Source organism: Aliiroseovarius halocynthiae, from assembly GCF_007004645.1.
In the GTDB taxonomy this organism is placed as follows: Bacteria; Pseudomonadota; Alphaproteobacteria; order Rhodobacterales; family Rhodobacteraceae; genus Aliiroseovarius; species Aliiroseovarius halocynthiae.
Genome location: NZ_ML660027.1, coordinates 76,081 through 92,543, shown reverse-complemented (window position 1 = coordinate 92,543; position 16,463 = coordinate 76,081). Strand labels below are relative to the sequence as shown.

28 protein-coding genes are annotated in these 16,463 nt (G+C 55.0%); 3 read left to right on the top strand and 25 right to left on the bottom strand.

The window, feature by feature from the left end; all coding sequences use genetic code 11:
* Window positions 1-60 precede the first annotated feature (60 nt).
* The 15 genes from FIL88_RS16760 to FIL88_RS15675 form a co-directional block, all read right to left on the bottom strand.
* Window positions 61-207: a hypothetical protein gene (locus tag FIL88_RS16760; protein ID WP_185960984.1), complete on the bottom strand. Its 147-nt coding sequence runs from the start codon at window positions 205-207 to the stop codon at window positions 61-63.
* Window positions 208-321: 114 nt separating this feature from the next.
* Window positions 322-573, bottom strand: coding sequence for a hypothetical protein (locus tag FIL88_RS15740; protein ID WP_185960983.1), 252 nt, complete (start codon window positions 571-573; stop codon window positions 322-324).
* Window positions 574-690: 117 nt separating this feature from the next.
* Entirely contained in the window at window positions 691-1,092 is a 402-nt protein-coding gene (locus FIL88_RS15735; protein ID WP_142854834.1) for a hypothetical protein, read from the bottom strand.
* A 176-nt stretch (window positions 1,093-1,268) separates the two neighbouring features.
* Entirely contained in the window at window positions 1,269-1,457 is a 189-nt protein-coding gene (gene rpmD / locus FIL88_RS15730; protein ID WP_108857538.1) for a 50S ribosomal protein L30, read from the bottom strand.
* Window positions 1,458-1,470: 13 nt separating this feature from the next.
* On the bottom strand, window positions 1,471-2,034 hold the full coding sequence (gene rpsE, locus FIL88_RS15725) for a 30S ribosomal protein S5 (RefSeq protein ID WP_142854833.1): 564 nt from the start codon (window positions 2,032-2,034) through the stop codon (window positions 1,471-1,473).
* Window positions 2,035-2,151: 117 nt separating this feature from the next.
* The gene (gene rplR / locus FIL88_RS15720) at window positions 2,152-2,511 is read right to left on the bottom strand and encodes a 50S ribosomal protein L18 (protein WP_142854832.1); all 360 of its coding nucleotides are present in this window, start codon (window positions 2,509-2,511) and stop codon (window positions 2,152-2,154) included.
* 12 nt (window positions 2,512-2,523) lie between these two features.
* Window positions 2,524-3,057: a 50S ribosomal protein L6 gene (gene rplF, locus FIL88_RS15715; protein ID WP_142854831.1), complete on the bottom strand. Its 534-nt coding sequence runs from the start codon at window positions 3,055-3,057 to the stop codon at window positions 2,524-2,526.
* A 10-nt stretch (window positions 3,058-3,067) separates the two neighbouring features.
* Window positions 3,068-3,460, bottom strand: coding sequence for a 30S ribosomal protein S8 (rpsH, locus tag FIL88_RS15710; RefSeq protein ID WP_142854830.1), 393 nt, complete (start codon window positions 3,458-3,460; stop codon window positions 3,068-3,070).
* Between the two features lie 12 nt (window positions 3,461-3,472).
* A complete protein-coding gene (gene rpsN, locus FIL88_RS15705) occupies window positions 3,473-3,778 on the bottom strand; it encodes a 30S ribosomal protein S14 (RefSeq protein ID WP_142854829.1) in 306 nt (101 codons plus the stop codon).
* A gap of 19 nt (window positions 3,779-3,797) precedes the next feature.
* On the bottom strand, window positions 3,798-4,361 hold the full coding sequence (gene rplE / locus FIL88_RS15700) for a 50S ribosomal protein L5 (protein WP_142854828.1): 564 nt from the start codon (window positions 4,359-4,361) through the stop codon (window positions 3,798-3,800).
* Window positions 4,361-4,666, bottom strand: a complete 306-nt coding sequence (gene rplX / locus FIL88_RS15695; protein ID WP_142854827.1) for a 50S ribosomal protein L24 — start codon at window positions 4,664-4,666, stop codon at window positions 4,361-4,363. Before rplX ends, rplE begins: the two co-directional genes overlap by 1 nt.
* A 1-nt stretch (window position 4,667) precedes the next feature.
* Complete coding sequence (gene rplN, locus FIL88_RS15690; protein ID WP_013963207.1) at window positions 4,668-5,036, bottom strand: 50S ribosomal protein L14; 369 nt, start codon at window positions 5,034-5,036, stop codon at window positions 4,668-4,670.
* Window positions 5,037-5,124: 88 nt separating this feature from the next.
* The gene (rpsQ, locus tag FIL88_RS15685) at window positions 5,125-5,355 is read right to left on the bottom strand and encodes a 30S ribosomal protein S17 (protein WP_142854826.1); all 231 of its coding nucleotides are present in this window, start codon (window positions 5,353-5,355) and stop codon (window positions 5,125-5,127) included.
* Between the two features lie 14 nt (window positions 5,356-5,369).
* On the bottom strand, window positions 5,370-5,570 hold the full coding sequence (rpmC, locus tag FIL88_RS15680) for a 50S ribosomal protein L29 (protein ID WP_108857547.1): 201 nt from the start codon (window positions 5,568-5,570) through the stop codon (window positions 5,370-5,372).
* 202 nt (window positions 5,571-5,772) lie between these two features.
* The gene (locus FIL88_RS15675; RefSeq protein ID WP_142854825.1) at window positions 5,773-6,507 is read right to left on the bottom strand and encodes a hypothetical protein; all 735 of its coding nucleotides are present in this window, start codon (window positions 6,505-6,507) and stop codon (window positions 5,773-5,775) included.
* A gap of 144 nt (window positions 6,508-6,651) precedes the next feature.
* On the opposite strand from FIL88_RS15675, the gene FIL88_RS15670 reads away from it, so the two are divergent.
* On the top strand, window positions 6,652-7,275 hold the full coding sequence (locus FIL88_RS15670; protein ID WP_142854824.1) for a TIGR02466 family protein: 624 nt from the start codon (window positions 6,652-6,654) through the stop codon (window positions 7,273-7,275).
* Between the two features lie 3 nt (window positions 7,276-7,278).
* On the opposite strand, the gene FIL88_RS15665 is transcribed toward FIL88_RS15670, so the two are convergent.
* Window positions 7,279-8,037: a CPBP family intramembrane glutamic endopeptidase gene (locus FIL88_RS15665; RefSeq protein ID WP_142854823.1), complete on the bottom strand. Its 759-nt coding sequence runs from the start codon at window positions 8,035-8,037 to the stop codon at window positions 7,279-7,281.
* A 79-nt stretch (window positions 8,038-8,116) separates the two neighbouring features.
* Window positions 8,117-8,518: a hypothetical protein gene (locus FIL88_RS15660; RefSeq protein ID WP_142854822.1), complete on the bottom strand. Its 402-nt coding sequence runs from the start codon at window positions 8,516-8,518 to the stop codon at window positions 8,117-8,119.
* 75 nt (window positions 8,519-8,593) lie between these two features.
* On the opposite strand from FIL88_RS15660, the gene FIL88_RS15655 reads away from it, so the two are divergent.
* Together FIL88_RS15655 and FIL88_RS15650 are read left to right on the top strand one after the other, a co-directional pair.
* Window positions 8,594-8,950: a MerR family transcriptional regulator gene (locus FIL88_RS15655; RefSeq protein ID WP_142854821.1), complete on the top strand. Its 357-nt coding sequence runs from the start codon at window positions 8,594-8,596 to the stop codon at window positions 8,948-8,950.
* A 212-nt stretch (window positions 8,951-9,162) separates the two neighbouring features.
* Window positions 9,163-9,744: a hemerythrin domain-containing protein gene (locus FIL88_RS15650; protein ID WP_142854820.1), complete on the top strand. Its 582-nt coding sequence runs from the start codon at window positions 9,163-9,165 to the stop codon at window positions 9,742-9,744.
* Between the two features lie 150 nt (window positions 9,745-9,894).
* On the opposite strand, the gene FIL88_RS15645 is transcribed toward FIL88_RS15650, so the two are convergent.
* From FIL88_RS15645 to gyrB, 8 genes are all read right to left on the bottom strand, one after another.
* Window positions 9,895-10,326, bottom strand: coding sequence for a hypothetical protein (locus FIL88_RS15645; RefSeq protein ID WP_142854819.1), 432 nt, complete (start codon window positions 10,324-10,326; stop codon window positions 9,895-9,897).
* A 218-nt stretch (window positions 10,327-10,544) separates the two neighbouring features.
* On the bottom strand, window positions 10,545-10,958 hold the full coding sequence (gene rplP, locus FIL88_RS15640) for a 50S ribosomal protein L16 (RefSeq protein ID WP_142854818.1): 414 nt from the start codon (window positions 10,956-10,958) through the stop codon (window positions 10,545-10,547).
* A 13-nt stretch (window positions 10,959-10,971) separates the two neighbouring features.
* The gene (gene rpsC / locus FIL88_RS15635) at window positions 10,972-11,679 is read right to left on the bottom strand and encodes a 30S ribosomal protein S3 (RefSeq protein ID WP_142854817.1); all 708 of its coding nucleotides are present in this window, start codon (window positions 11,677-11,679) and stop codon (window positions 10,972-10,974) included.
* Window positions 11,679-12,059, bottom strand: coding sequence for a 50S ribosomal protein L22 (gene rplV, locus FIL88_RS15630; RefSeq protein ID WP_142854816.1), 381 nt, complete (start codon window positions 12,057-12,059; stop codon window positions 11,679-11,681). The genes rpsC and rplV overlap by 1 nt, the downstream gene beginning before the upstream one ends.
* 3 nt (window positions 12,060-12,062) lie before the next feature.
* Window positions 12,063-12,341 carry a 30S ribosomal protein S19 gene (rpsS, locus tag FIL88_RS15625; RefSeq protein WP_108857556.1) on the bottom strand — a complete coding sequence of 93 codons (279 nt, stop codon included), beginning with the start codon at window positions 12,339-12,341 and terminating at the stop codon, window positions 12,063-12,065.
* A gap of 3 nt (window positions 12,342-12,344) precedes the next feature.
* Window positions 12,345-13,187, bottom strand: coding sequence for a 50S ribosomal protein L2 (gene rplB, locus FIL88_RS15620; protein ID WP_142854815.1), 843 nt, complete (start codon window positions 13,185-13,187; stop codon window positions 12,345-12,347).
* Between the two features lie 183 nt (window positions 13,188-13,370).
* Window positions 13,371-13,748, bottom strand: a complete 378-nt coding sequence (locus tag FIL88_RS15615; protein ID WP_142854814.1) for a hypothetical protein — start codon at window positions 13,746-13,748, stop codon at window positions 13,371-13,373.
* Between the two features lie 231 nt (window positions 13,749-13,979).
* Window positions 13,980-16,397: a DNA topoisomerase (ATP-hydrolyzing) subunit B gene (gene gyrB, locus FIL88_RS15610; RefSeq protein WP_142854813.1), complete on the bottom strand. Its 2,418-nt coding sequence runs from the start codon at window positions 16,395-16,397 to the stop codon at window positions 13,980-13,982.
* Window positions 16,398-16,463 lie beyond the last annotated feature (66 nt).

The window sequence follows — 16,463 nt, the reverse complement described above, 5'->3', positions numbered from 1 at the left end:
AGAAAAAAGAAAAAAGCCCCAGCGATAAACGGTGGGGCTTTCCTTAACATTCAAAATCCATCAACCCTTGTGGCAGTCCTTCATGAATTCAGTCCACGTCGGAGTGCATTTTGAGTTCATGAAACGACGCGTTGCGGATTGCAGTGCTACGAACACGTCAGCGATGGCTGTGGCGAGTGGCGCAACAGGTGTGATAATCGAGTTCATCTTGGCGGTCCTACTAAAGGTATGTCAGTTGCCGCTCTGATAAGAGGGGGCCAGCAAGACAACCATCGCTGAATCGGAAAGTCCGGGTTGCAAGGTGTGCATGGGTGGTGAGGGTTAGGAGTGAATTGTCTCAATCCAAGCAACCCACTCCTCGGGAATTGAAACTGTTGTGATGTAAGTTTGCCGATCTTCTTCAGAAAGAGTGGAGAACCAATCCCGGAAATAATCCAGATACGTTTCACCCGCCCCCATACGCCATCCCATACTTGTTGGCGAATAGTTGGGAAATTCCGTCCATGGTGGTGCAAGTGGTCGAGGCAGAGCATCCAGCGCATTTTGCATGACCCGCAACTTCTTCTTAAGCATCGCCGACAGATCTGGCGGAATAGTTTCGCCTTCAAGCCTCCAGCTTCTCCCATCGTTCTTCATGCAGATAAGCTTACCTATTCTCCACGGTGTACTCTCTAACCCAGATCATAACCGCTACCAACGCTCATCGATCACAGTCAAAATTCCATCTTGGTAACCGATTGCTAGCCTTTGATCAGGGTGTTCCGAATAAATGTTGAACGGAGCAGGTCCATCACTTTTTTCCATCACCGTTGTTCCATCAGACCACCAAACATAGCCAGTCGCGATGAATTGAAGTTCTGGATTACTCTCAAGAATTCTGTCTTCGAATTCGTCTTGGATACTCGATGGGCCTGATGCCTTAATCATAGTGCTGAAATCTTTGCCCCCATAATACTCGCAAGAAACCATTTCTGCATCCTGCGGTAGATAGTCTTTGAGCGGACAATGGTTCCGTTCAGTCACAATGAGCATGATTGCAAGTGCTGCGATGGTGGAGGTCAAAGTAGCTACAATCTTAGCGCTGCGTTTCATGTTTCGAACTTCTCGCACCTAAACGAATACACAAAAAAACACCCCAGCCATTTCTGACCGGGGTGTCTCTAATCTTCAATGAAAAGTTTAAGCCGAAGCTTGGCCGGGGCTCCGCCCGTTCAAACCTCAATCGTTCCACTGGAACGATTGCCGGACCTTGCGGTCCGATCCGGTCTTCACCCCTTCTCTTCGATGATCTCAACCATGTGCGAGATCTTCGAGATCATGCCACGCACTGCCGGGGTATCTTCCAGCTCGCGGGTTTTGTGCATCTTGTTCAGGCCCAGACCGATCAGCGTAGCACGCTGGTCTTGGGGGCGACGGATCGGCGAGCCGACCTGTTTTACAACGATGGTTTTAGCCATTGGTCAGATCTCCTTACGCGTCTGCGGCTTCAGCCGGAGCGTCCGACTTAGCACCCAGAATGTCAGCAACCTTCTTGCCACGACGCTGTGCGACCTGGCGGGGGCTGGCTTCTTTCTTCAGACCGTCGATGGTGGCGCGGATCATGTTATAAGGGTTCTGCGAGCCGATCGACTTCGACACAACGTCCTTGATGCCCAGCATCTCGAATACGGCACGCATCGGACCACCGGCGATGATCCCGGTACCTTCAGGTGCGGTCCGCATGATCACTTTACCGGCGCCGTGACGACCTTCGGCGTCGTGGTGCAGGGTGCGGCCCTCTTTCAGAGGTACGCGGATCATCTGGCGCTTGGCTTGCTCAGTGGCTTTGCGAATGGCTTCAGGAACCTCTTTCGCTTTACCTTTACCAAAGCCGACGCGGCCTTTCTGGTCGCCAACGACGACGAGAGCTGCGAAGCCGAAGTTTTTACCACCCTTAGTGGTTTTCGACACGCGGTTGATCGCAACCAGGCGATCTGCAAATTCCGGAGCTTCGTCGCGGTCGCGGCGGTTCCGGCGGTTTTCACGTTCTGCCATGAGAACATCCTTTTATAAGGCGACGTCTTGCGCCATTTAACTCAATCCCAGTGGGCGCGGATGCACCCCCGGATTATCGGAGGGGCAGCGGATCACCGTTGCCCCTCTCAAAGTTTTTTAGAACTTCAGGCCACCTTCACGGGCAGCGTCGGCCAAGGCCTTCACTTTGCCGTGGAACAGGAAGCCGCCACGATCGAAGTAGCATTCTTCGATCCCAGCTTTTTTCGCGCGCTCGGCAATTGCGGCGCCCACTTTGGAAGCGGCGTCCACGTTGTTCTTGCCAACAACACCAAGTGCTTTTTCCAGCGACGAAGCCGAAGCAAGGGTAGTCCCTTGAACGTCGTCGATGATCTGCACGCTGATGTTTTTCGACGAGCGGTGCACCGAAAGGCGCAGCTTGCCGACATTGTGCTTGCGAAGTTTGTTCCGGACGCGCAGGCGGCGCTTGAGGAACAGGGTCCGTTTGCTGTTTGCCATCTGTCTGGTCCTTTACTTCTTCTTACCTTCCTTGCGGAAGATATACTCGTCTTTGTATTTGATACCTTTGCCTTTGTAGGGCTCGGGCTTACGCCATTCGCGGATGTTAGCCGCGGTCTGGCCGACGAGTTGTTGGTCGATGCCTTCAACGATGATGATCGTCGGCTTCGGAGCGGTGACAGTAACACCTTCCGGAGCAACGAAATCAACGTCATGCGAATAGCCAAGGTTCAGCTTCAGGGTGTTGCCCTGCATCTGAGCACGATAACCAACACCGTTGATTTCCAGCTCTTTCTTGAAGCCTTCGCTTACGCCGGTCACCAAGTTGGCAACCATCGTGCGGCTCATGCCCCACTGCTGACGTGCGCGCTTCGACTTGCCGCGCGGTTCAACCGACACGGTGTTGTCTTCAATCGCGATGGTCACATCATCTGTGGCGGTGAAAGTGAGGGTTCCCTTGGGGCCCTTCACTTCTACGGTCTGGCCCGACAAGCTGGCAGTTACGCCAGAGGGCAGCTCGACCGGTCGTTTACCAATACGAGACATCTAGACCTCCTTAGAAGACGGTGCAAAGCACTTCGCCACCAACATTCTGGTTGCGAGCGTTTGCATCGGACATGACGCCTTTCGAGGTCGAAACGATGGACACACCCAGACCCTGACGGACCTGCGGGATATCGTTCGAACCCATATAGACGCGACGACCAGGCTTCGATACTCGCTTCAATTCGCGAATAACGGGCGTGCCGTCGTAGTATTTGAGGCTGATTTCCAAGGTGGCGTGGCCACGCTCGTCAGTGCCTTTTTCGTAGCCGCGGATATAGCCTTCGTCAGCCAGTACATCCAGAACCCAGCCGCGCAGTTTCGACGCGGGGGTCGAAACGGTGGACTTGCCACGCATGTGAGCGTTGCGGATACGGGTGAGCATATCGCCGATAGGATCGTTCATATCTTCTCTCCCTTACCAGCTCGATTTCACCATGCCGGGGATCTGGCCAGCAGAGCCAAGTTCCCGCAGCGCGATACGCGAAACCTTCAGCTTACGATAGTAAGCGTGGGGACGGCCGGTCAGCTGGCAGCGGTTGTGCAAGCGTGTGGCCGACGAGTTACGCGGCAGTTTTGCAAGCTTCAGGCGGGCGGTGAAACGCTCTTCCATCGACTTGCTTTCGTCGTTTGCGATCTCTTTCAGCGCAGCACGCTTAGCAGCATATTTTGCCACCAGCTTTTCGCGCTTCTTCTCGCGTTCGATCATTGCTTTTTTAGCCATGTCTATTCCTTCCCGCGGATCAGCTGTTGAAGGGCATGTTGAAGTGCTTCAACAGGCTCTTTGCTTCCGCGTCGGTTTCAGCGGTGGTGGCAATCACGATGTCCATGCCCCAGGTTTCATCAACTTTATCAAAGTCGATTTCCGGGAACACGATGTGCTCTTTCAGGCCGGTGGCATAGTTGCCGCGACCGTCAAAAGAGGTACCCGATACGCCGCGGAAGTCGCGGATACGGGGCATCGCGATGGTGATCAGGCGGTCCAGGAATTCATACATCCGTTCACCGCGCAGGGTCACCTTTGCGCCGATGATCATACCTTCACGCAGACGGAACGGAGCGTGCGATTTGCGCGCTTTCGTACCAACGGCCTGCTGGCCGGCGATTTTGGTCAGATCTTCGATTGCCGACTTGGCTTTCTTCGAGTCCTTAACAGCTTCTGCACCGCAGCCGATGTTCAGAACGATTTTGTCCAGACGGGGGATCTGCATGTCGTTTTTATAGCCGAACTCTTCTTTCAGAGCGGCACGAATGCTGTCTTGGTAGACCGTCTTAAGACGCGGGGTGTAGTTTGCGTTATCCAGCATCAGACAGTCTCCCCGGTGGTTTTGGCGAAGCGTACTTTCTTGCCGTCTTCCTCGCGGAAGCCAACACGGGTCGCTTTACCGTTTTTGTCCAGCAGGGCCAGGTTCGACAGCTGGATCGGCATCGCTTTCGGGATGCGGCCACCTTGTGCGTTTTGGCTCTGACGGGTGTGGCGGATTGCCATGTTCACGCCGTCAACAACGGCTTTGCCAGCTTTCGGGTCAACCGACGAAATTTCGCCCTGTTTACCTTTGTCTTTGCCGGCCAGAACGACAACCTTGTCGCCTTTTCTCAACTTAGCAGCCATCTTACAGCACCTCCGGAGCCAGCGAGATGATCTTCATGAAGTTCTTCGCGCGAAGTTCGCGAACAACTGGTCCGAAGATACGTGTGCCGATCGGCTCGTTGTTGTTGTTCAGGATGACAGCAGCGTTGCGGTCAAACCGGATGGCGGTGCCGTCGTCACGACGGACTTCTTTGGCGGTACGTACGACGACGGCCTTACGGACGTCACCTTTCTTTACGCGACCGCGCGGGATGGCTTCCTTAACCGAGACAACAATGATGTCGCCAACGGATGCGTATTTACGCTTGGAACCACCCAGAACCTTGATGCACTGAACACGGCGAGCGCCGCTGTTGTCAGCTACATCCAGATTGGTTTGCATCTGGATCATGTGGTTTCTCCCGACCTTTGGGGCGCCGATGCATGGCGGAACCCCCAGGGTTTCGACTTGTTAAGTCGTCCGGGAAGGTAAGATAAACTTAGCCTTCCAGAACTTCCCAACGCTTGGTTTTCGACTTCGGTGCACATTCGATGATGCGAACCTTATCGCCTGCCTTGAAGGCATTCTTTTCGTCGTGAGCGCGATATTTCTTCGACTTACGAACGGTTTTCTGAAGCAGCGGGTGCTTGAAGCGGCGTTCAACCGAAACAGTCACGGTTTGCTCGTTTGCGGCGCTGGTAACAACACCATTCAGGATACGTTTGGGCATTCTTCAGGCTCCTCTTACTCAGCCGCAGCTTTGGCTTGTTCGCTCAGGATGGTTTTTACGCGCGCAGCGTCGCGGCGTACTTTACGCATCTGAGAAGTGTTTTCGAGGGCACCTGTCGCCTGCTGAAAACGCAGGTTGAAGCTTTCCTTTTTCAGCTCTGCCAGCTTTTCGCGCAGCTGGTCAGGAGACTGATCACGCAGTTCCTTGGCGTTCATTCGCCTTTTCCTTTCCTTGCACCAGAGAGCTCTTCCCGTCGTAGCGGAAGGTCACCCTATGTCTGGTGGGTTATATGCAATACACACGAATCCCGTTGCCGGGAATCCGCGAGATGTGCGTCTATAGGGTGGAAAGGGGGGCGGGGCAAGGGAAATTTTGGAGTTGCTCTCACGAAGATAGTCAGTGCGAGCAAACCAGCTATTAATCTAAAATCGAGAAACGATAAAGCTGCGGCCTACCATCGTAAATGTCCCTCGGAAGCTGTTGAGCATAAGCGTCACTTTGAACACCCTCTGCCCGAGCAAATTCAACCGCTTCACGGGCCTTCTCCTCAGATGTCCAAGTCGCAAGTGCAACCCCCCAAAACTTGCGATCGCCATATAAGAACACGAATGTACGCAGGTTCGGCCAGTTTTTTGATACAGTTTTCGCATGCGAAATGGCATTATCTTTACTTGAAAAAGACCCGATATAGGCAAACCAAGTCCGCTCGTCCTGATAGGTTTGCGGACGCGGCAACAGGTATGCTTCAGCATTCGAAAATCTCTCTTCCGAGGCGTCCGTCATCTCCGAAGGAGCACTTTCTGCTCGAGCCCCAGCTTCAGAATCGGTCAAGGTAGAACCCGTTTCGTTAGCGTCACTTTCTGTTTGATCGCTTCGATCGACAATAACTGGGGTTTCGTTTGCCAGCACAAAAATACCCAAAGAACCCACACAACTTATGACGATCAAGATGACAACAAAACGCAATCCATGGTGGGCATCTTTGAAAAACTGGTAAACAACTAGAAGCGTAGCCACCGCGAGAACTACGAATAATTTGAATGGTTCGTCCTGAATGTACTCCAGAACACGAATGTAGAAATCCTGTTCCACAGGACCGTGAGAAACTTGCGTCGAAATTACAGGGCCTTCCAAAGCACCGCCATCAGCCATAGCACGAAATCCAACTTCCTAAAACTACCTTGGACTATAGCTGCTTACGTCAAGCCCGCAAATAAAATCAGTTCGAGGTTCTGGGACTAGAAAATATTTCAATTTCCTGATGTGGCGTGCTCCGAATTGAAGTATCCCTGCCCCATGGCCAATATATCCTCCCTCTTCGTGACCCGCCTTTACCATGCTCAACTGTCCGAGTTTGACCCCAAGGTCAGCCAGGACGAGCTTTATGACAGCTGCTATTCCATCGCCGAGGATGACGAGGCAGGGCAGGAATGGTGCGAGGCCGAGGGGTATCCCGGCTACACCTCTTACGCGTCCCTGACCGACCTGCCCTGGCGTTTTCCGATCTTCAAGGATCTGGTCGACAGCTTGGACAAGCACGTCGCCGCCTTTGCCAAGGATCTGGAGTTCAATCTGGATGGGCGTGAATTAGTGCTGGAAGATATCTGGATCAACATCCTGCCGCCCGGCGGCTATCACTCGGCCCATATCCACCCACATTCGGTCATTTCCGGCACCACCTATCTGGCTCTGCCAGAAGGTGCCGGTGCACTGCGCTATGAAGACCCGCGTCACGTCCACATGATGGCCGCCCCCCCGCGCCACAAAACCGCCCGTGAAGAGCTGCAAAGCTTCATCACCAAGCGCCCCGCCGAGGGTGACGTTCTCCTGTGGGAAAGCTGGCTGCGCCACGAGGTGATGCAGAATACTGGTGAAGATGAACGCCTATCGGTGAGCTTCAACTACAAATGGGGTGAGTGATCCCTACCCGGCATGACCCGCGTCCGACGGCAACGGAATGGCGCGGGTTTGCCACCACAATATCGCGATCAGAACAAGTTCGATCGGCAGCGCCAAACCCGCAAGCGGTGTCTGCACCCCAAGAGCACTTCCTGCGACCAATGCAAAATCCCAAAGCGCGTGCCAGATGATCAAGGGCCACAGGTTGCCAATGCGTAACGCGATTGGGGCCAGCAACAGTCCGACAACAAATGTCAACACCAGCTGCACAACCATCGCCGACGGCGCAAGGCCCCCAAGCACGTTCACAGCGTGCAGGGACGAGAATGCCGCGGCGCTTAGCACCATCGCCGTTTTCACCCCAAATCGCTTTAGCGCCGCATGCAGCAACGCGCCGCGAAACATCACTTCTTCCGAGAAGCCAACCAAGGCCGTGGTCAGACCGATGACGCCCAACAGCCCCCATTGGGACGCTGAAAGACCGCCAGCGATCGCCGCGACCAGCACCTGAACAGTTCCAATCACGGCAATCAGCAAAAGCGGTAGTATCCAAAAAGTCTGCTTCCAACGGATTGGCCCAAACCCGTTCCGCGCAAAACCGCCAAGCGACAGAACAGCCGCGATGGCTATTCCCGTCAGGGCAACCTCGACCGCCCAAAGAACCCGCGTCATCTCGGGCATCTCGTAACTATACCCGAAACCGAAATGCATGATCGACATTCCGATTGCCATTGCGGCTATATAGGCGGCAGTAAAATAGATTGCTTTGCGGAACGGTCCCATAACTCACTTCTCACCATCGGTTTGTGACAGGGTTAGGCATCAATCGGGTATTCCGCAACTCCCGTGTCAAGAAATGCCATCACGCCTCGCGCGGCCTAAGCGGTAACGATTGCAGCACACCAAACGCGATCTCGATGATCACGACAGGCACCAAGATCGGCGATGCGCCGTGCCACAAAGCCACCAGCATCGCCGCCGAAAACAGCCAACGCGCAGCGGCATCATATCGGGCAAGCCGAACATCATCCCAACGTAAGCGAACCAGCGACCAGACGATCACGACCGACCCAGTGAAGTTCGCGAACATGACCCCAAGGGCCGTAAATGGCGGCAGCGCTTCGATCCCCAATGCGCCGTGCAACTGGTTCAGCGCCCAGAAAACCAAAAGAAATCCCGGATAGATCGCCAGGGGCGCGGTGACGATCAAATCATACCATGCCGAGGCTCGGTAAATCCGGTTTAGACGTGTTTCACATATCATTTTGCAGTCCTGCTGTTGATTTCGACAGCGCGTTGCTACACCTTTGAGCGCACTCTAAGGTCAAGTGGAAATCACATGAAGATCGGCGAAATTGCAGAACGTGTCGGGGTCAGCACCGACACTCTGCGCTATTATGAAAAACGTGGCTTGATCCGGTCAGACCGCCACACAAACGGTTATCGTGATTTTCACAAGGACGTGGCGGAACGGGTCCGCCAGATCCGTCTGGCACAATCTCTGGGCTTCTCATTGACCGAGATCGAAGCCCTTCTCAGCACGCTGGACAGCACCATCCCAGTAGACCAGCTGCGTCAGGTCCTTGACGAAAAACTGACCGAGATTAACCAGCGCATCAGCCAGCTGAAGCAACTTCGCGCCGCAATTAACCTGCGGTTAGAGCAAGCCTGCCCCCTAAACGTCCCCCGCGGGTAAGCTTGCGGGGCCACACGCCCAAATAATCTTAGCCACAATCCTCAACTTCAAAGTTGCTGCCCTTGCGCACACGGGGGTCACCTGAAACGCAAGGAAAACGTGGTATTCACATTAAAGGTCATTGGAATCATCCCGTAGCATCTTACCTGATGCAGTGGGCGGATCGGACGCCTGAACCCTAGCCAAGCCTTAATGCGCGCCCGGAGATTGTGATGAGTGACTTAAGTGATACCCCCCTGCCCCAACTGACCGTCGACTATGGTACCCGCCCGACCATGCCCGCGCTGCCCGAGGCAACGGATGATGATCGTCGTATGGGGCGACGGTTGGCGGCGATCCACCGGATGCATCTGAACGATGTGGGCCGGATCGGCATCGTGCTGGACCGGATCGAAGAGGGCGAGGCCTCGGGGCGCGATCTGTCCGACGCCTTGACCCAAGCCGAGTTCGCGCAGAACGTCCGCCAGTTCGGATCGCTGTGCGGACGGGAATGCAAAGTGTTGAACGGGCATCACGACATCGAGGAATACGCGCTATTTCCGGAACTTGCCGCGAAAGGCAACGACGCCCTGCGCGCCGTGGTCGAACGCCTGAAGGAAGAGCACAAGGTCGTGCACGAACTGCTGGTCCGCCTAGAACGCGCCGCGATGGCGCTGATGTTCGAAGTCGACGCCGAGAAGTTCAACGAGGCCCGCGCGGTGTTTCGACAACTGGAAACCGAGGTGCAGTCGCATTTCGGCTATGAAGAGAGCCAGCTGGAAGAAGCGATTGGGGTTTTGGGGATTGGGGTGTAGGGCCACGCCCGACCCTGGGTGGGCGTTTCGCTCCGGTCCTGTTTCGCGTGGCATTGCCGCACCGCGAACTTCTCTAAATTTCGAGACGTCGCAATACGCCCTCCCGTGGGGAGGGTCGGGCGTGGCCCGTGCGAGGCACGGGCCGTAGAACTACTTCTTGGATTTTCCAAATACCTCGTGACAGCGACTTAGATCCCAGTCACCGACGGTATCTTTGTGAGCTGCGATCTGCTTAATAACACCGCGACGGTCGGCAATCACTTTCAGCTGGCACTGAACATTATACGATCCACCACCATAGAAATTAGTAGTTGCGTATGAAGTTGCACCATAGTTGTTGAGTGTGGTGTTTGCAGTCGGTGGAACATAATAGTTCTTTGGTTCTTCTGCCCAGATGTAGATTGTTTCCCCAGCTTTCGTCCGGAACGAACGAACTGGTGGGCCATGCTGAAGGAAAAACGCATCCACCTGCGAACCTTGGTACTTTTGCGCAAGGACGTTGTTAGCTTGTTCAGTCGAGTTGCAGCTAGCAACCGTTAAGAATGAGCCGAAAACAACAGCTGTAAAAATCTTTTGCTTCATTTAAATCCATCTCTCTCAACCTCTCACAACCCCTAGTATCGTTGCGACTCGATCGTTTCAACTTTGTATCGTTATTCTGCCAGATGAACAGATGAAAAAGCCCCCGCCGATTTCTCGGCGGGGGCTTTCTATTCTTTCTACCGGGGTGCGGCCCGCGAGTTTCCTTCGGAAATTCGCTACACCGCGCGCCTCGATTTTGCTTTCAGCAAATTCGAGGTTTACCAGTCTTCACGAACCACGACGCGCGATTTGATCGGCAGTTTCATGGCAGCAAGACGCAGAGCTTCGCGAGCTACGTCGTCGTTGACGCCGTCGATCTCGAACAACACGCGGCCCGGCTTTACTTTGCAGGTCCAACGGTCCACGGAACCTTTACCTTTACCCATACGAACTTCGATGGGCTTGGCGGTTACCGGGGTGTCCGGGAAGATGCGGATCCATACACGACCCTGACGCTTCATGTGACGCGTCATGGCACGACGGGCAGCTTCGATCTGACGTGCAGTCACACGCTCAGGTTCCAAAGCTTTCAGACCATAGGAACCGAAGTTCAGATCCGAACCACCCTTGGCCAGACCTTTGATCCGACCTTTGTGCATCTTGCGGAATTTTGTACGCTTAGGCTGAAGCATATCTCATATCTCCTTAGCGACGGCCGCCGGCGCCACGGGGCGCGGGACCTTCCTGGAGCTCAGCTTGACGACGATCACGAGCAGCAGGATCGTGCTCCATGATTTCGCCTTTGAAGATCCAGGTTTTGATACCGATGATGCCGTAAGGCGTCATAGCTTCTGCATGTGCATAGTCGATGTCAGCGCGCAGGGTGTGCAGCGGCACACGACCTTCGCGATACCATTCGGTACGCGCGATTTCAGCACCACCAAGACGGCCAGCAACGTTGATACGAATGCCAAGGGCACCCATACGCATTGCGTTCTGCACGCCGCGCTTCATGGCACGACGGAAGGACACACGACGTTCCAGCTGCTGAGCAATCGATTCTGCAACCAGGGCAGCGTCCAGTTCGGGCTTACGAACTTCGACGATGTTCAGGTGCAGTTCCGAGTCGGTGATGTTGGCGATTTTCTTGCGCAGACCTTCAATGTCCGCACCTTTCTTGCCAATGATCACACCGGGACGAGCTGTGTGGATCGTCACGCGGCACTTTTTGTGCGGACGTTCGATGATCACACGGCTGATACCAGCCTGCTTGCATTCGGTCTTGATGAAGTCACGAATCTTCAGGTCTTCCAGAAGAAGATCACCGTAGTCTTTCGTGTCTGCGTACCAGCGGCTATCCCAGGTGCGGTTGACCTGAAGACGCATGCCGATCGGATTTACCTTATGACCCATTAGGCTTGCTCCTCAACTTGACGCACCTTGATGGTGAGTTCCGAGAACGGTTTAATGATCTTGCCGAAACGACCACGGGCGCGCGGGCGACCGCGTTTCATGGTCAGGTTCTTGCCCACATAGGCCTCGGCGACGATCAGTTCATCGACGTCCAGGTTGTGGTTATTCTCGGCATTGGCGATGGCCGACTGAAGGCATTTCTTCACGTCTTGTGCGATACGCTTGTTCGAGAAAGTCAGATCGGTCAGTGCACGATCAACTTTCTTGCCGCGGATCATACCAGCAACCAAGTTCAGTTTCTGCGGGGACGTACGAAGCATGCGGGTTTTCGCCATTGCTTCGTTATCGGCCACGCGGCGGGGATTTTTATCCTTACCCATGGCTTACTTCCTCTTCGCTTTTTTGTCAGCCGCGTGACCGTAATAGGTACGGGTCGGCGAGTATTCACCGAATTTTTGGCCGATCATGTCTTCGGTCACCAGCACGGGAACGTGCTTTTGGCCGTTATAGACGCCAAAGGTCAAACCCACGAACTGGGGCAAGATGGTCGAACGACGCGACCAGATCTTGATGACCTCGTTTTTACCCGACTCGCGGGTCTTTTCAGCCTTTTTGAGGACGTAAGCGTCAACAAAAGGGCCTTTCCATACAGAACGTGCCATATCTTAGCGGCCCTTCTTCTTGGCGTGACGCGAGCGGATGATCAGCTTCGACGACGCCTTGTTCTTGTTGCGGGTACGTGCACCTTTGGTCGGCTTACCCCAAGGAGTAACCGGGTGACGACCACCAGAGGTACGACCCTCACCACCACCGTGCGGGTGATCGACCGGGTTCATAACAACACCACGGACCGACGGGCGGATGCCTTTGTGGCGCATACGACCGGCTTTACCGTAGTTCTGGTTCGAGTTGTCAGGGTTCGACACGGCACCAACGGTGGCCATGCATTCCTGACGTACCATGCGCAGCTCGCCCGAGGACAGGCGGATCTGAGCGTAGCCACCGTCACGACCAACGAACTGAGCGTAAGTACCAGCGGCACGTGCGATCTGGCCGCCCTTGCCCGGTTTCAGTTCGATGTTGTGAATGATGGTACCGATCGGCATGCCCGAAAACGGCATTGCGTTGCCCGGCTTCACGTCGGCCTTGGCCGATGCAACGATGGTGTCACCAACAGCCAGACGCTGCGGTGCTAGGATGTACGCCTGCTCGCCATCTTCGTATTTTACGAGGGCGATGAAAGCGGTACGGTTGGGGTCATATTCGATCCGTTCAACCGTGGCTGAGACGTCAAATTTGTTACGTTTGAAGTCAACGATACGATAGAGACGCTTCGCACCACCACCTCGGCGGCGCGACGTGATCCGTCCGGTGTTGTTCCGGCCGCCCGACTTTGTCAAACCCTCAGTAAGGGCTTTGACAGGACGTCCTTTCCACAGCTCCGAACGGTCGATCAGAACCAGCCCACGCTGGCCCGGCGTCGTCGGTTTGTACGACTTAAGTGCCATGTTTACTGTCTTCCGTTTGCATGTGCGGGCAAATGGTTTGCCCGGATGTTATAGGGCCCCGAAGGTCCCCAAGTTCAAAATATCACAGGCCCCGGAACGAATCCGAGGCCGTAAGACTTGCGCGATCTATCAGGGTTGGGGGGATGTGTCCATAGTCAACAAGTGAATTTGCGACTATGTTTATCACAGCATTCCAAGTGTAATCGCCTTCTCCAACTCGGCTATCAGTGCTTCCAAATCCTTGCGCGCAGAACTCGGCTCCAAGATCACTATTCCGGCCAGCGCTCCCTGTATCGTCAGCAGATCGGAAATCTGTTGATCTGATGTGACCCGTCTTAGCTCTTGTTTCAGCCGAGTATATTGTCCCGCCTGATGTTGATCATTGCCGTGAACCGCATAATGGAACAGGATCTTTAGCCAACCATCACAGGCATGCGTCGCATAATCGTTAGATATGCCGGCAATCGGAGTTCCCGAAATACATTGGTCTGCCACATACTGGTCAGCCTGTGCCGCGAATACAGCGAACTCAGGATATGCGGTACGTAGATCGGTTGCCAAATTCTTCTCCAAATAGGTTTCTCTCACACGCCCAAGGCACATTTCGTGCATGTTATGATAACATATCGCCCATTTCAGAACTTTCTAGGCGGCAGGATATACAAGTTTCAGACACCCCACCACAGACCGCCCTGCCCCAGACATCACCGGGACAAGGCACTCGGATCGCCGCATGACCGTGGCCGCCCGACGCGCAGACATAAGGGGCTGATCGTGACGGTCTACACCAAATCAGAAATCCAAGTTCTCGACTGACAGTGCATTCTGCTGAATGAACTCACGGCGCGGTTCAACAACATCGCCCATCAGCTTGGTAAAGATGTCATCAGCCTCGGCCAGATCGTCCACTTTCACCTGCAACAAGGTACGGGCTTCGTGGTCCAGCGTGGTTTCCCACAGCTGGTCAGGGTTCATCTCGCCCAGACCTTTATAGCGCTGCAAAGTCAGGCCTTTTTCGCCTTCCGCCAGAATGGCGTTCAACAGGTCAATCGGCCCTTGAACCAAAAGCTCGCGATCCTTGCGCGACAGGTGCGAATGGTCGCTATAGATGTCGCGGGTGTCCTGCGACACTTCCGACAGACGACGTGCCTCGCCTGAACGCAATACTGCACCATCCAGCGTGCGGATTTCCTCGACGCCGCGCAGAACACGGGCCAAACGGATACCGTGATCTTGCGTGATCCGACCCTGCCAACCACGCTCATATTCCACGGCAACCTTGTCCAAACGGGCCGCCACATCATCTGCCACGCGCTGCAAATCAGCATCCGCACGGCCGGGGTCAAAAGCACCTGCAAGGGCAGCTTGCTCCAGAATGTTGCGCGGATAGTGAGTCGGAAATGCATCCAGAATACGCTTGAAGTTCCGGGCACCCTCAACAACACGGGCCAAGTCAGCGCCGGCGATTTCCTCGCCATTCTTAAGGCGCAGAACCGTTCCGTCGATCCCCTGATCAATCAGGTAATCTTCAAGCGCGATCTGGTCTTTGACATAGACCTCGGATTTGCCACGGCTGACCTTATACAGCGGCGGCTGCGCGATATAGAGGTACCCACCCTCGATCAACTCAGGCATCTGCCGGAAGAAGAAGGTCAAAAGCAGCGTCCGGATGTGCGCACCATCCACGTCAGCATCAGTCATGATGATGACCTTATGATAGCGCAGCTTGTCGATGTTGAATTCGTCGCGGCCAATCCCGGTGCCCAACGCCGTGATCAGCGTGCCGATTTCCTGACTGGACAGCATCCGGTCAAACCGCGCGCGCTCCACGTTCAGGATCTTCCCGCGCAGGGGTAGAACCGCCTGATCGTGACGCGAACGACCCTGCTTGGCCGACCCACCAGCCGAGTCACCCTCGACCAGGAACAATTCGCGTTTTGCAGGATCTTTTTCCTGACAATCCGCAAGCTTACCGGGCAGCGACGCCACATCCAGCGAAGACTTTTTCCGTGTCATCTCGCGCGCTTTACGGGCCGCTTCACGTGCCAATGCAGCCTCGACGATCTTGCCAACGATCATTCGGGCGATCTGCGGGTTTTCGTCAAACCATTCTTGCAGTTTCTCGTTCACCAAACCCTCGACTGCCGGGCGCACTTCGGACGAGACCAGCTTGTCTTTCGTCTGCGAGCTGAACTTCGGATCAGGCACTTTCACCGACAACACACAGGTCAGACCTTCGCGCGCATCGTCGCCGGTGAAGTTCACTTTTTCCTTCTTCGCCAGCCCGGACGAATTCGCATACAGGTTCAGCGTCCGTGTCAACGCACCCCGGAAGCCCGCAAGGTGCGTGCCGCCGTCTCGCTGGGGAATGTTGTTGGTGAAGGGCAGCACGTTTTCGTGGTAACCATCGTTCCACCACATCGCGACCTCGACCCCGATGCCGTCTTTTTCGCCGGTGACAAAGATCGGTTCTTCCATCAGCGGGGTTTTCGAGCGGTCCAGATACTTCACAAACTCTTTCACGCCGCCGTCGTAATGCAGTTCCGAGGTCAGCTTCTCGGCCGGGCGCTCGTCTTCAATGATGATGCGCACGCCCGAGTTCAGGAAGCTTAGTTCGCGCAGACGATTTTCCAGCGTCTTGAACTGATAATCGAGGTTCGAAAACGTGTCGGTTGACGCCAGGAACCGCACCTCGGTCCCGGTGCGATCACCGCAGTCGCCAACCACTTCCAGATGCTTCGCCGTCTCACCGCGTTCAAAGCGGGCGACATGCTCTTTGCCATCGCGCCAAACGCGCAGCTCCAGCCAGTCAGACAGGGCATTCACAACCGACACGCCCACGCCGTGCAGACCGCCAGAGACCTTGTAGGAGTTCGAGTCAAACTTACCGCCAGCGTGCAGCTGGGTCATGATAACTTCGGCTGCGGACACGCCTTCTTCGGGGTGAATATCCACCGGAATCCCGCGCCCGTTGTCATAGACAGAAACCGAGTTATCGGCGTGGATCGTGACGGTTACGGCGTCCGCATGACCCGCCAAAGCCTCGTCAATGCCGTTATCCACGACCTCGTACACCATGTGATGCAGGCCCGAGCCATCGTCGGTGTCACCAATATACATGCCGGGGCGCTTGCGCACCGCCTCTAAACCTTTGAGAACCTTGATGGATTCAGCGCCATACTCGGCACTGTTCTGCGCGTCATCAGCCATGTGGGCCTTCCTGTTATGTGTTCCCAAATATATAGAGAATCAGGCAGGGAATGTCACGCAAGTGAC